We start from the raw sequence: 13,972 nt of genomic DNA, 5'->3' as shown, positions 1-13,972 counted from the left end.
AGACAAAATAAAAAACGCTGAAATTCACTTGTGTGAATTTCAGCGTTTTTATCTTATACCATCACTTTCTTTTCAAATCTGTTAATATCTACATCCGCACCAATAACGATAAGAATATCATTCACTTGAATTCTTTCGTGCGCCTTAGGGGATACAATTATTTCATTTTTTCTTTTAATAGCAACAATGTTGATCCCATATTTTGCACGAATATCTAAATCAATCAATGAGTATCCGGCTAACTTTTCATTTGCTACGATTTCGACAATGCTATGTTCATCAGATAATTCCAAATAATCAAGAACATTATTTGAAACAATACTATGCGCAATTCTTTTCCCCATGTCACGTTCAGGATGGACTACATGATCAGCTCCAATTTTCCGTAACACTTTTTCATGATAATCATTTTGAGCTTTTACCGTTATTTTATTTACGCCTAATTCCTTTAATATTAAAGTAGTTAATATACTTGCTTGAATATTATCACCAATTGCTACAATCACATGATCAAAATTCCGTATACCTAAGCTTTTGACAACAGATTCATCAGTCGTATCACCGACAACTGCGTGAGTAGCTATCATGGAGAATTCATTGACCCTGTCCTCATTCCTGTCAATTGCCATAACTTCTAATCCTTCTTCAGCCAAGGCACGGCAAATACTTCCACCAAATCGTCCAAGACCAATTACCGCAAATTCTTTTCTCACACTTATTCCTCCAGCAAATTAGCATTCATTCTATTAGCTTATTGTAGCACAATCATCAAATTAGAAAAGCCTTTATTTGAAATGGAGGGCACAGAAACGAATCATTAAACGGCATTCAACATATTAAATTGCGCTTTTACTAGTGAGTAATACTCCCCTTCTAAATCCATTAACTGATGATGATTTCCTTGCTCCATAATATTTCCATGATCAAGAACAAATATATGATCTGCTTCGCGAATCGTTGATAAACGATGGGCAATGATAATTGCCGTTCTGCCATTCAAAAGGGTTTTTAATGCCTTCTGGATTTTCATTTCTGTTTCTGTATCAATGCTGGCAGTTGCTTCATCAAGAATTAAAATCCGTGGATCAGCTAGCAATGCCCTGGCAAAAGACAAAAGCTGTCTTTCACCTACTGATAAGATATTTCCCCGCTCTTCTACTTCAGTTTCATATCCATTCGGCAAATTTCTAATAAATGTATCGGCTCCAACTGCTTTAGCAGCCTCCCTCACCTCATCATCCGTTGCATCTGGCCGGCCAAATCGAATGTTTTCTTTAATCGTTCCAGAGAAAATAAACGTATCCTGAAGTACAATGCTTATTTGCTTACGTAAGCTCAATAAGGTAACATCTCTTAAATCATGACCATCTATCTTTACTATCCCTTCGGTAGGATCATAAAAGCGGCTAATTAAATTTGCAATTGTTGTTTTCCCAGAACCCGTATGACCAACTAGTGCAACAGTTTGACCAGCTCTCATCTCTAGATTAATCCCTTTTAATGCTGGGCGCCTATCGTCATATGCAAATTTTACACTCTCAAATTCGATATGGCCACGTATTCCTTTTAATAGGACTGCATTTTTATTTTCCGCAACATTCGGCTTTTCATCTAAAAATTCAAAAATTCTCTCAGAAGAGGCCATTCCCATTAATAACTGATTATACACCATCCCTAATCGTGAAATCGGCTCCCAAAACATTCCTAAATAAAAGGCAAAAGATACAAATACACCAATCGATATTTCGTTCCCTTGGATTAAATATGCGCCAAACCATATTAATACAGCTGAACCTAACGCATTTGTTAATTCGACTAACGGTCTAAACAACGCATTTTTTTGTGAAGCTATTCTCCAACTCTCGAAGTTTTCTGTATTTACACCATCAAAATAGATCATATTTTCTTTTTCCTGTGTAAATGCTTGTGTAATTCGAATCCCTTGGATACTTTCATTCAAATGTGAATTTAATTTGGACTGTTTTAAACGAACAACTTGCCAAGATCTTCTAATTTTACGCCGAAGTGAAGTTGAAATAAAGAACATAATCGGCAAGATAACCATAATAGCTAATGTTAATGAAGGACTTAAAGTAAATAATATAATAAAAATACCCACTAAAAGGATCATGTCCATTAATAAATTTATAACCCCATTCGTGAACAACTCTTGCAATGAGTTAATATCATTCATGATCCGTACAAGTATCGAGCCAGCAGAGCGCTGATCAAAAAATCGATGCGACAATGATTGCACATGTGTAAATAAATGTTTACGCAAGTCATATATCACGCTTTGACCAAGTACATTCATCCATTTAATTCGAAAGTAATTCGCTCCGTAGGAAAGAATATAAAGCACGGCTATAACGGAAACTAATACGGCGAGTAATTGACCATCTTTATTTTCTAAAGCTTTATCTAGCGTATATACACCAATTAATATTGGTATTATTAATTTAACACTCGTAGTAAGCAGGACCATCAGAATCGATAGTGGCAGCAAATCCTTTCGATAAGGCTTCATATAACTAAAAAGCCTTAACATTTGCTTCCAGTTGAATGGCTTTTCAATTACCTCATCTGCCGAGTATTTGAATCTTGATAACACTTTCTCATCTTTGTACTTTTCCATCATTCCACCCCCTAGCCAATATGACTCTTGCTTATCTTCTCCAAGTCTTGATATTGAATATCATAGATTCTTTGATATGGACCATTTTGGCTTAATAATCGATCGTGAATTCCCCTTTCAACAATATGGCCATTTTCTAATACAAGAATTTCATCTGCATGCTTTAAAGAAGAAATACGATGGGCGATAATAAAAGTTGTTCTTCCCTTCATAACCTCTTTTAAAGCTTTCTGAATCTGAAACTCCGTCTCCATATCAACTGCGCTCGTCGCATCATCTAGTATAAGTATACTGGGATTAACGCAAATAGCTCTGGCAATTGCAATACGCTGTTTCTGACCTCCCGAAAGACCCATTCCTCTTTCTCCGAGCATAGTTTCATATCCATCAGGCAATTCCATAATAAAGTCATGTGCCTGTGCCCTTTTGGCAGCATCCATTATTTCCTCCATCGATGCATCAGGCTTACCATAAGAAATATTTGCTTTAATGGATGATGAGAACAAAAAGGATTCTTGCAGGACAAAGCCAATATTGCTTCTTAAGGAGGAAAGGGCGTATTCTTTCGTATGAATGCCATCAATAAGAACTTCTCCTGTCTCAGGCTCATAGAATCTCGTTATAAGTTGTGTGATGCTTGTTTTTCCAGATCCCGTAGAACCAATTAAACCAATTACCTTTCCTTCATAGGCAGTAAATGAAATATTGTAAAGTGCTTCTTTATCACCTTCTGCATACCGGAGGGTAACATCACGAAACTCAACCTTCCCATTCAAACGTTCTTTAATAATTGCATCATGTCCATTTACAATCTCATTTTCAGCATCTAGGATTTCTAATAATCGTTCACCGGAAGCCTTTGCTTGAGAAAACAGATTGACCACAAATCCAAGGTTCATAATCGGCCACATGATATACCATAGTAAACTATAAAATGCGACAAGTTCCCCTGGCTTTAAATTCCCGCTTATAACGAGATAGCCACCATAAGATAATAAGAAAACAACACTTACATTTCCTAAAAACTCCATCAAGGGAAAATATTTTGCCCAAATATACGATGTTTGCAAATATTTATCTTTGTAATCCCCGTTTGTATCATTGAATTTATTAATTTCAAAATCTTCCCTAGATAATGACTTAACTGTATTAATTCCGCTAATATTTTCCTGAACTTTCGTATTCAGGCGTCCAAAGGATTTTCGGATATTTCTAAATGCAGGATGAACTGCCTTATCAAATTTAAACGTTACAACGGCAAGAAAAGGCAATGTAATTAACGTAATAATGGTCAATGACATCGAGTAATAAAACATAACGGCAAAGCTAATTCCAATTAACAGAACAAATCGAATGAGCTCTGAAAACCCAACAGAAAGAAAAAAGCGAAATCCTTCAACATCTGCTGTGAGTCGTGACATTAAATCTCCTGTTTTTGCATTGTCATAATAACGAAAAGGCAAGAATTGCAGCTTTTCGTATAATGCATTCCGGAGCTTATATACAGATTTGATTCCAAATAAATCACCTGTATATTGATAAATGAACGAAGCAATTCCCTTAATGACCATTATGCCGACAAATCCTAGCGCTAGAGGTGGAATCCAATTATATTGGCCATTTACAACCACCTCATCAATTGTTATCTGAAGAATCATAGGATAAACAACTGTTATCGCTGTAACAATGATAAGAAAGCCAATTGACCACATAAAATAATTTTTATATGGCCAATAATACATTTTTAGTTTTTTAAATGTTTCCAAGGATTTTCCCCCTTCTAAAGAAAAATAAAAGAACGTAATATTAAATATAACGGGTTTCGAAATGTATTTCTACCCTATTTGTTATAATTTTCAATTTTTTAAGAAAATTTTTAAGTATAAAAAAAGAATCAAGCTATTTATGCTGGATTCTTTAAATATTTTCTATTAATTAATCTTCTTTATTCATTTCGTCTAATACGCGATTCACACGCTTTTCAAGCATTTTCATGCCGCCTCCGCCTGCTTGGAAATGACGAAGATTACCATCTTTATCAAAAACATAATAAGCTGGTACATATTGATTTTCGAAGGAATCTGTTAGCTTATGCTCACTATCCACGAATATTGGCTGTGAAATTTCATGCTCTGCTGCTACCTTTTTAATTAACTCAAGATCCAGATCATCCTCAGATCGAGGCATATGCACTGCAATTACATTTAATTCATCTTTATAATCATCTCTGAACTTATTCACGTTTGGCATTGCTTCTTTACATAGATGACAGCTAACTGACCAAAAATGGATAAGTGTCGGTTTTTCACCGATAAGCTGTTCTTTCGTTAATTCTCCATTTAACCATTCTGTTGCGCCTGCAAGCTCAGGCATTGGTGCACGTAATTTCATTGCAAACCCTCCCATATCGCTCTTTTTCAATTATATATTCACTGAAAGAAAGACCTAACGAGCGTTAGGTCTTTCTTTCGTTTTAATCACTTTATTATAAAGTTTTTTGACCTGGTTTCCAGTTCGCTGGACAAAGGCCACCTGTTTGAAGGGCTTGAAGAACGCGAAGTGTTTCATCTACGTCGCGGCCAATGTTGTTATGATTTACAACAGAGTACATTAACTCGCCTTCAGGGCTAATAATATATAATCCACGAAGAGCAATTCCTTCCTCTTCAATAAGAACTCCATATTCCCGAGCTACTACATGGTTTGTATCAGCAGCAAGCGGATATTTCAAATCACCAAGACCATTATCTTTACGATCTGTTTTAATCCATGCCAAATGTGTATGGATTGTATCAGTTGAAACGCCGATTACTTCTGCATCTAAATCTTCGAACTCATCATAACGATCTGATAAAGCAGTAATTTCTGTTGGACATACAAAAGTGAAATCCATTGGATAAAAGAAAAGCACAGTCCATTTGTCATTTTTCATGTTCGCTTCAAGACTTACTTTACCAAATTCTTTGTTTGGCATTACTGCATCCATTTCAAAACGTGGTGCTTGTTTACCTACCATACGTTCTGGCATATGTAATCCCTCCATTATCTTTTTAAATGAGAAAACGCATTTAATATTCTCATTTAAATAATGATCAACATAATAAATTATAGGATATTTAACATTTTATGTCAATATTAAATAATAATAAATTTAATTAAATACCTACTATAATTTAATTCAAGATGGTCTCCACTACTTGTTTTGCCCAATTTACAAGTAAAATAATCAACCGTCCTATCCGTGCTTTAAGCAAATTAACTCTAAGAATAAGTATACTAAATTTCGACATAAGAATAAAATATTATGCTCATGGCTTGTTTTCTTCACTTATATGTTCCTTAATCAACTCGACAAATGCTTGTACTTGTTTAAGCTGGAAGGCTGATTCATAGCCAAGCAGCCATGTATCTCTTTTTAACGGCAAGTTATTTTCATCTAATAATGGAATTTTAAAAATATCCTTTTCTGCTCCATTTAACGTAATTGCTGGCAAAATTGCATAGCCAATCCCATTGAAGGTCATTTGCTTGCATGTTTCGATTTGGTCAACAACAATCGTTCGTCTCGGTGCTGTTTTAAAATGTTTAAGCCACCAATCTTGGATTTCCTGATAATAGTTTGAATCACTTTTAAATTGGATAAATGGACGATCTGTTTCAAGAACCTGTTCCGGACTTGTAATTTCCGTATCGACAAGATAAAGACAGTCTTGAAACAAATGAGTTTTTACCCCTTTCCAATCTGGCGTTCCGCGAATAATGCCAATATGTACTTGATCCTCATAAAGAGACTTCAATATTTCACTGCTCCAGCCTGTTACTAGCGATATTTTCGCTTGTGGGTAGCGGTTAACAAATTTCTTCAGAACTTGTGGAAGCCAGTTTTGTCCTACAATCGATGCTACAGCAATCTTCAAGGTTCCATATACTTCAGCATTTAATGCATGAATCGATTCACGTACTTTTTCTTCTTTTACGATTACTTCATTAATAAACTTTATGACTAATTCACCAGCAGGAGTCAGCGACAAGCCTTTTTGCGAACGGATAAAAAGCCTTTCTCCCCACTCCTTTTCGATTGTTTGCAGCCTCTGTGATAGTGCTGGCTGGGAGACAAATAACCGTTCGGCCGCCTTTCTCATATTCATTTCCTGAGCCAGTACAGCAAGAAAGTGAAATTCGGATAGTGATGACATTAGAACATTCCCCCTTATGCTAAGAAAAGCGCTATACAGTTCTCATATTTGAAAAACGTATACTTTCTTATTCTGCAAAAATCAAGCTCCCATCTCTGGGAGCCCATTGTATTATTTCTTATTTAATCTACGGGCAAGCTTGTTTAGCTCATTAAGGATGGTCCTTCGTGTAAATATTCCTTCAAAGTAACCCTTCTCATTTTCAACGCATAGAAAAGGATGATCAATTAATAAAGCAATTGAATCCTGTACGGATGAATCAACATGCAATCTTGGAATTTCCTTATTCATTACTTCTTCTACACGCTTTTCTTCTAATTTTTCAAACTCAATTCTTTCAAGGCCTAGAATAGAATCCATAATAATTGGGGTGCTTATTAAGCCATGCAGTTTATAATACGGATCTAGTACAGGTATGGCTGTGTAGCCGCTTTTCGTTAATACCAATAGTGCATGTTCTAGATTATTGCCGACTTGCACATGGGCAACTCGTTCTGAAGGTATCATAAATTGTCGGATATTACTTTCTAAATATTCCCCACTGTGAAGACTTATCATCGCCGAAAACTCCTCAGTTAAATGTTTTCTATCTGCTTATATAGTGTATCACAATTTCCCTTTCCTTGCTCTTATAATGTTAAAAACAGCACCCTTGTACGATGGGTGATGAATAAAAAAAGAAACCTGAACAGGTTCCTTTAAAATTTTTATTATTGAATTAAATCAAATATCTCAATTGTAATCATATCGATATTGTCAAATTGATATCTTTTTGGTTTTTCTTTATCTTGATAAACTTCCAACTCAAACATTTCACTTTTCGGCTGATATGTTACTTGGCATTTCCTTTCTCCATTCACCTCAAAAAAACGCTGCATCGGTTCACCGCTAGCTGATTGTTCCTGAAGATTTTTTAATCGTGTTAATATACCTTGAAGCTGTGACATGCTCCCTCTCCTTTCAACAAAAACAAAAACATCATACGTTTATGTTTCTCTTTTGGCATGTTTCTATCCTAAAAGATTCGATTCAGAATATTCGACATTTCTCTTATTTCATACCAATAATAACAGCATAAATTAATGGCAGTCATTTATACAAGTAAAAACTAACTAAATGATCATATTTTTTTCAATCAATACTTATAAAATTGAAAGATATTCATTGAAATCCATTTGTTTTTTCACTATTATAATTCATGAAAGGACTGACCTGCTTTGAAAAAAATTACTGTCTATACTCAACCTGATTGTCCTCCTTGTGAAATTACAAAAAGGTTTTTAACGGAATATGGATTCTCGTATGAAGTAAAAAATATTAAAACAGATCAAAAAGCTAGGATGGAATTAATTGAAACCTATCAATCCTACTCCACTCCTACAATTGTTATAGGAGAACAAGTGATTACTGGTTTCGACTTAGAAAAGCTGAAAATAGAATTAAATATTAAAGATGAAAAAGAGCAGACACAATGAAAGTCTGCTTCTCCTTTTGTTCGCTATTTATTTAAATGCGCTACAATAAATGAATTTCCATATTTATAGAATGACGCAATTGGATTTAATGCCAGCCCTAATTGTAATGTAGCCTTCACCAGACTTTTTTGAACCAGATCCATTTTAACTGGAGTCGTATCTTCCTTTGACTGGTCTATGATTTCAGTTAGAACATCATGATTTAAAAATTCTGCTACCTTCCACACTTCGTCTGCTTTATCAAGTTTAACCCCTTCATAATGACTTTCGTAACCCACTGGACCTTCATCCGTTTCAGGGAAGAACTCAAATATATACATATGATCTTGTGACCTAATAACCTTTGTCTCGGCTGTATAGCTGAAAAATGGAATATAATAAAGAGGGAAATCTGTACCGTACGTGATATATTTTCCATTTTCGGCAACAAGATTTTCGTCTAAAAACTCCCTAGTATAATCCTCTGTAAAATAAGGAAAAAGAGTATTTTGTATTTCTTCCATGCTTTGAAACTTTTCACTTAATGACACTTGGGCCTGAAACGCTTCCTGTAAAAATTGCAAAACTGATTTGTCATCCGAAAAACGCGAGTCTGCATGTGACAAAGAAGGAAAAATAAAACTAAATAAGAGGATACATGTTATAGATGCTAGAAAAATTTTTTTCATTTCACTCTCCCTTTCTTTTCCGCTGCTTATTCCTTCATTCTACCAACAATCTCACGAATAATAGAGTAGAATCGTTCGCTTTAATCCTGCAGATTATGACAGATTATCCTTCTATCTATCCTATACCCCTTCGATACGACAAAAACGCCCTTTTTCCAAAAAAATAAGGCCCCTTCAGAGGGACCTTGCCTAATCTTAAATGAACTACAATAATCCTTCCCGTTCATAAAGAAATTCATAAGATAAATCAACAAATAAATAATCACTGGATTGCAGCGGATATGAAAAAGTCCGAATCGTTTCTCCTGTTTCAATATCACTGTATAAGTCAGAAAGAATGCCTTTTTTATCATTTCTCATCTTCATAATATTTTCCAAGAAGTAAGGGCGCCAGCTCCAATTTTTATGTAAATATTGTTTTTGGACAATCCAATTATTATCCTTTTTAAAAATATTTGCAGATTTTTGAAATCCATTTTCATCACAAATGTAAAGCCTAAAAGATACATCATTGAGATATTGTGAAAGAACTTTGATTAACTCCTCGTACTCTAATAATTTACGATTTTTCAATTGAAGAAATTGAGTAAGTTTTTCATTAAATTTCTCAGACACTTCATGTAAAGCCTCAAGTTTTTTCTTCTCATATGTAATATATTGTTGACATTTCCCCCTAAGCTTTTCTTTCATAATATCTCGATCAACAAATTCCTCACCGGGATTGTGCAGATAATACCCTTGGTAGTACCTGCCTCCATTCCTCCATGCAAATTGCAGCTGATAATCCATTTCGATATTTTTAAAAAGCAGGGTAGCACCAATTTTCCTTGCCATTAATGACAATGTGTATAAAATATCATGAAGTACATGAGCAGATGCAGTTGACCGAAGCTCATTCAAATCAACTTTAATAATATTCGGAGCAAGCTGACCGATTCGGTCTAAATGGCTTCTTTCATTCCCCATATTATCAATGGCTATTTTAATTCCATATGTACGTAAGTAATTCATTAAATGATCCAAATGCTCCATATTCCCCTTATAGGCACGTTCTGTGGACTCTAAAACAATTCGATCTAGCGTAATTCCTTTTTCTTGATACTCTAAAATTAGCGATAAAAATGATTCAGCATTATCATACATAAGTAAATCCGCATCTTTGTTTACAAATAAAAGCACATCTTCCTCTGAAGAAATGGAAATAAATTTTTCCAGTGCTTTTTTCAAAACCACATGATCAACCTCAAGGCGGTACTCTTCCGGAATGCCTTCATCCAAGAAAAATGGTCCCAGGCTAACCACTCCGTTTTCTCCTTGATATCTCCCGAATACTTCATAGCCTATGACACGATGTTCATCCGCACTGAATATCGGTTGAAAATATGGGAAAACATTATCTAAGTCTGTAAGGATTTCCAGTGCATCCATGCTCATAAACCTCCATAAATAAAGATGAATAATAAGAATAATGTATAATTATAACATATTTCTTGGGATGTAACTGTCCATAGATATTTTCCTTGCATGTAAAATAAAAAATACCGATAATTTGTATCGGTATTTTTTATTAAGCATTTTTATTTATCAAGTAAAGAAGAACCTGCAATTCCTGGCTTTGTCATTTCATAAGGATCTAATATTAAATCCAATTCCTCTTCAGTTAGTACATCATACAATAAACATAGTTCACGGATGGATTTTCCATTAACAATAGACTCTCTGGCAATTTCTGAAGCTATATTATAGCCAATATGAGGATTTACTGCTGTCAGTAAGCCTACACTTTTCTCTACGTATTCCTTCAAACGGTCTGTATTAGCAGTGATACCTGAAATACAGAAATTAGAAAACACACGGAAGCCGTTATTCATAATTGAAATCGATTGCAATAAATTAAATAATAAGACCGGTTCCATTACGTTTAATTCGAATTGACCTGCTTCAGATGCTAACGAGATCGTATGGTCATTCCCGATTACTTGGAATGCAATTTGGTTAATTACTTCTGGCATGACAGGATTTACTTTTCCTGGCATGATGGAGGAACCCGGCTGGCGGGCTGGTAAATTGATTTCATACAAACCTGCCCTTGGCCCAGAAGCCATTAAACGGAGATCATTTGCAATCTTCGACATATTGACCATACATATCTTTAATGATGCAGATACTTCTACATATGCATCAGTATTTTGGGTCGCATCGACTAAGTTTTCTGCTGGAACAACAGGGATTCCTGAAATGTCGGCTAAATATTGAACAACTTTTTCAATATAATTAGGATCCGCATTTAATCCTGTCCCTACAGCTGTGGCACCCATATTTACTTCTAATAAATTGTCCTTTGATCTTTCGATTCTTTTGATATCACGTTCAATTACGTTCGTATATGCCCTAAATTCTTGACCTAGTCGAATGGGCACCGCATCCTGCAAATGTGTTCTGCCCATTTTAATAACTGAATCAAATTCATCTGCTTTGACACTGAATGTTGCCTTCATTTCCTTCATGGTCGCTAGCAACGATTCAAGCGCACGATAGACAGCAATATGGATGGCTGTTGGGAATGCATCATTTGTTGATTGAGCCATATTCACATCAATATTCGGATTAAGATGGAAATACTCACCTTTTTCTTTGCCAAGAAGCTCTAATCCTCTATTCGCTATAACCTCATTCGTATTCATATTAATCGAAGTTCCTGCGCCGCCTTGGATCGGATCAACAAGAAAATGATCATGCCATTTACCTGTAATAATTTCATCTGCCGCTTGGCAGATCACATCTGCTTTTCCTTTATATAATCTGCCAACATCAGCGTTTGCCAGTGCTGCGGCTTTTTTTACAATTGCCATTGCAATAATTAAATCCTTGTCTAATTTATAGCCAGTAATTGGGAAGTTTTCAACTGCTCTTAATGTCTGTATCCCATAGTATGCTTCGATTGGTACATGTTTTTCACCAAGGAAGTCCTTTTCAATTCTATATGTACTCACTTCAACATCCTCCAAATAGTTAATGAAAAAGCCGTGATAGAATGATTTCCATCACGGCTTAAGTATACTACTATTTTATGAATTTTTCTGTTTATTTTTCATGCTTTCGTTATTTCGAAATAGTAGGAAAAGTCAGAAATAAAATTCGCTATTTGTTCCTACTAAAACGGGTATTGATTTAGCCATTGGCCTCCGTCCATTGTAATGCATTCCCCATTTATATATGCAGCATGTTCCGATAATAAAAAGAAAGCTAATTCTGCAATTTCCTCTGGTTTTCCAAGCCTACCCAGCGGTACACTTGAAAGAGTTCTCTTCGCTGCATCTTCAGATTCCCATAATTTATCTGCTCCACCTGTTCGTTCAATCGGGCCGGGTGCAATCGCATTCACTCTTATTCCATACTTTCTGCCCCACTCAACAGCTAATGTTCTCGTCATCGACAGAACACCTGCTTTCGCTGCTGCAGAATGAATGACCCCTGGCCCAGCATCCCAAGCATAAGTAGCAACCATATTAATTATGCTGCCTTCCATTCCATTCTCAATCCAGTATTTCCCGACCTCACTTGAGCAGTAAAATGTCCCATTAAGAACTATATTGATAACCGAACTCCAGCCATTAGCACTTAACTTCTCCGCAGGACAGATAAAATTACCGGCAGCATTGTTGATTAAATGGTCAATTCTACCAAAGGTATTTAACGTTTCTGTTACCATATGCTTAACATATTCTACTTCTCTTACATCCATTTGAACAACCAAAATTTGTCCTGATTCTATTTCAATTTCCTTTTTCGTTTCTTCCAGGCGCTCAAGATTCCTTCCTGTAATAACAACAGATGCTCCAGCCTCAGCAAATCGCTTAGCCATATACTTCCCCATCCCACTTGACCCACCTGTAACAATAACAACCTTCCCTTTCAAAATGCATGCCCCCTTAAAAATGAATGATTATTCATTCTTATTTTACCATTAAGTAATGAATTTTCGAACTATTTTTTCATTATTATTCTTTCATCTATTTACGATTGTTAAATTTCTCCCTTCTTTTTGATATCGTAGTTTGATAGTATAAAAGAGATGAATTTTTTAGATAGGTTGGTAATAACATGCCGAAAAAAATTTCAAGAAGGTCCTTTTTGAAAAGAACCATTGGCTCGCTTTTTTCCATTTTTGGACTTGGTGCTGGGGGCTATTATTATTCGAGGGAAATTGAACCTAAATTACTAGATGTCAATCAGCATAAAATAATTAATCCTGACATTCCATCTAGTTTCAACAATTTCAAAATTGTTCAATTTAGTGATACCCACTTAGGCTTTCAATATGATGCACATCAATTAAAAAAACTTGTAAAGAAAATAAATGCACTGAAACCTGATATTATCTTTTTCACGGGTGATTTAATGGATACACCTAATCAGTATCACGAAGCAAACATCATAATTCCGCTATTACAGGAGTTAGAAGCACCTTTTGGAAAATTTTCCATCTATGGCAATCATGATCACGGTGGCTATGGGACAGATATATATAAGTCTATTATTGAAGAATCCGGCTTTAAACTACTTCTAAACAACCACCAACAAATTAAATTAATTGATGGGAGCAGCATTTATGTCATTGGGATAGATGATGCAATGCTTGGTAAACCTGACATTCAAACGGCAATCGAAGGAGTTCCTGATCAATCGTATAAAATTCTATTATCACATGCACCAGATTTGGCTGATGAGGCGAAAAACTATAACATACAGCTTCAACTTAGTGGGCATAGCCATGGGGGGCAAGTAAAAATCCCTTTTGCGGGAGCACTTGTCATCCCTCCATATGCTGAGAACTATAACGAAGGATTTTATAAGATTGGCAGCACACCTCTAACACTCTATGTAAATAGGGGGCTTGGGACAACCCGATTGCCATTTCGCTTTCTATGTAGACCTGAACTAACCGTTTTTTCACTATTTCAGAAATAAGAAAAGCGCAAGCGCCTTGATTATCGC

Annotated in this window: 14 protein-coding genes; 2 read left to right on the top strand and 12 right to left on the bottom strand. The window is 35.4% G+C overall.

Going from position 1 to position 13,972, the window contains the following annotated elements:
• Window positions 1-53: 53 nt before the first annotated feature.
• The 8 genes from AN957_RS10295 to AN957_RS10260 form a co-directional block, all read right to left on the bottom strand.
• Window positions 54-713, bottom strand: coding sequence for a potassium channel family protein (locus AN957_RS10295; RefSeq protein WP_053475431.1), 660 nt, complete (start codon window positions 711-713; stop codon window positions 54-56).
• A gap of 104 nt (window positions 714-817) precedes the next feature.
• Complete coding sequence (locus AN957_RS10290; protein WP_056683980.1) at window positions 818-2,638, bottom strand: ABC transporter ATP-binding protein; 1,821 nt, start codon at window positions 2,636-2,638, stop codon at window positions 818-820.
• An 8-nt stretch (window positions 2,639-2,646) separates the two neighbouring features.
• Entirely contained in the window at window positions 2,647-4,401 is a 1,755-nt protein-coding gene (locus AN957_RS10285; protein ID WP_053475429.1) for an ABC transporter ATP-binding protein, read from the bottom strand.
• A gap of 169 nt (window positions 4,402-4,570) precedes the next feature.
• Window positions 4,571-5,026, bottom strand: a complete 456-nt coding sequence (locus AN957_RS10280) for a TlpA family protein disulfide reductase (RefSeq protein ID WP_053475428.1) — start codon at window positions 5,024-5,026, stop codon at window positions 4,571-4,573.
• A 94-nt stretch (window positions 5,027-5,120) separates the two neighbouring features.
• Entirely contained in the window at window positions 5,121-5,663 is a 543-nt protein-coding gene (locus AN957_RS10275) for a peroxiredoxin (RefSeq protein WP_056683979.1), read from the bottom strand.
• Between the two features lie 280 nt (window positions 5,664-5,943).
• A complete protein-coding gene (locus tag AN957_RS10270) occupies window positions 5,944-6,831 on the bottom strand; it encodes a transcriptional regulator CcpC (protein ID WP_053475426.1) in 888 nt (295 codons plus the stop codon).
• A 111-nt stretch (window positions 6,832-6,942) separates the two neighbouring features.
• Window positions 6,943-7,389, bottom strand: coding sequence for a cyclic-di-AMP-binding protein CbpB (gene cbpB, locus AN957_RS10265; protein ID WP_053475425.1), 447 nt, complete (start codon window positions 7,387-7,389; stop codon window positions 6,943-6,945).
• A gap of 152 nt (window positions 7,390-7,541) precedes the next feature.
• Entirely contained in the window at window positions 7,542-7,778 is a 237-nt protein-coding gene (locus AN957_RS10260; protein WP_053475424.1) for a YkuJ family protein, read from the bottom strand.
• A gap of 270 nt (window positions 7,779-8,048) precedes the next feature.
• Between AN957_RS10260 and AN957_RS10255 the strand changes: the two genes are divergently transcribed.
• Window positions 8,049-8,306: a glutaredoxin family protein gene (locus AN957_RS10255; RefSeq protein ID WP_053475423.1), complete on the top strand. Its 258-nt coding sequence runs from the start codon at window positions 8,049-8,051 to the stop codon at window positions 8,304-8,306.
• 23 nt (window positions 8,307-8,329) lie between these two features.
• Here the strand turns inward: AN957_RS10255 and AN957_RS10250 are convergent, their stop codons facing one another.
• From AN957_RS10250 to fadH, 4 genes are all read right to left on the bottom strand, one after another.
• The gene (locus AN957_RS10250; RefSeq protein ID WP_056683978.1) at window positions 8,330-8,974 is read right to left on the bottom strand and encodes a DUF3993 domain-containing protein; all 645 of its coding nucleotides are present in this window, start codon (window positions 8,972-8,974) and stop codon (window positions 8,330-8,332) included.
• Between the two features lie 204 nt (window positions 8,975-9,178).
• A complete protein-coding gene (locus tag AN957_RS10245; RefSeq protein WP_056683977.1) occupies window positions 9,179-10,402 on the bottom strand; it encodes an EAL domain-containing protein in 1,224 nt (407 codons plus the stop codon).
• Window positions 10,403-10,551: 149 nt separating this feature from the next.
• A complete protein-coding gene (gene aspA / locus AN957_RS10240; protein WP_245637775.1) occupies window positions 10,552-11,967 on the bottom strand; it encodes an aspartate ammonia-lyase in 1,416 nt (471 codons plus the stop codon).
• Window positions 11,968-12,128: 161 nt separating this feature from the next.
• Window positions 12,129-12,851, bottom strand: coding sequence for a 2,4-dienoyl-CoA reductase (gene fadH / locus AN957_RS10235; protein WP_245637827.1), 723 nt, complete (start codon window positions 12,849-12,851; stop codon window positions 12,129-12,131).
• Window positions 12,852-13,078: 227 nt separating this feature from the next.
• Between fadH and AN957_RS10230 the strand changes: the two genes are divergently transcribed.
• Complete coding sequence (locus AN957_RS10230) at window positions 13,079-13,945, top strand: metallophosphoesterase (RefSeq protein WP_056683973.1); 867 nt, start codon at window positions 13,079-13,081, stop codon at window positions 13,943-13,945.
• Window positions 13,946-13,972 lie beyond the last annotated feature (27 nt).

The sequence above is a fragment of the Cytobacillus solani genome (assembly GCF_001420595.1).
Lineage (GTDB): Bacteria > Bacillota > Bacilli > Bacillales > Cytobacillaceae > Cytobacillus > Cytobacillus solani.
This window is presented reverse-complemented; position numbering and strand designations above follow the sequence as displayed.

Bases quoted from the DNA above. Each gene is read 5' to 3' on its own strand.
- AN957_RS10290 (WP_056683980.1), bottom strand. From the start codon at position 2,638: ATGATGGAAAAGTACAAAGATGAGAAAGTGTTATCAAGATTCAAATAC.
- AN957_RS10280 (WP_053475428.1), bottom strand. From the start codon at position 5,026: ATGAAATTACGTGCACCAATGCCTGAGCTTGCAGGCGCAACAGAATGG.
- AN957_RS10275 (WP_056683979.1), bottom strand. From the start codon at position 5,663: ATGCCAGAACGTATGGTAGGTAAACAAGCACCACGTTTTGAAATGGAT.
- AN957_RS10270 (WP_053475426.1), bottom strand. From the start codon at position 6,831: ATGTCATCACTATCCGAATTTCACTTTCTTGCTGTACTGGCTCAGGAA.
- cbpB (WP_053475425.1), bottom strand. From the start codon at position 7,389: ATGATAAGTCTTCACAGTGGGGAATATTTAGAAAGTAATATCCGACAA.
- AN957_RS10260 (WP_053475424.1), bottom strand. From the start codon at position 7,778: ATGTCACAGCTTCAAGGTATATTAACACGATTAAAAAATCTTCAGGAA.
- AN957_RS10250 (WP_056683978.1), bottom strand. From the start codon at position 8,974: ATGAAAAAAATTTTTCTAGCATCTATAACATGTATCCTCTTATTTAGT.
- AN957_RS10245 (WP_056683977.1), bottom strand. From the start codon at position 10,402: ATGGATGCACTGGAAATCCTTACAGACTTAGATAATGTTTTCCCATAT.
- fadH (WP_245637827.1), bottom strand. From the start codon at position 12,851: ATGGGGAAGTATATGGCTAAGCGATTTGCTGAGGCTGGAGCATCTGTT.
- AN957_RS10230 (WP_056683973.1), top strand. From the start codon at position 13,079: ATGCCGAAAAAAATTTCAAGAAGGTCCTTTTTGAAAAGAACCATTGGC.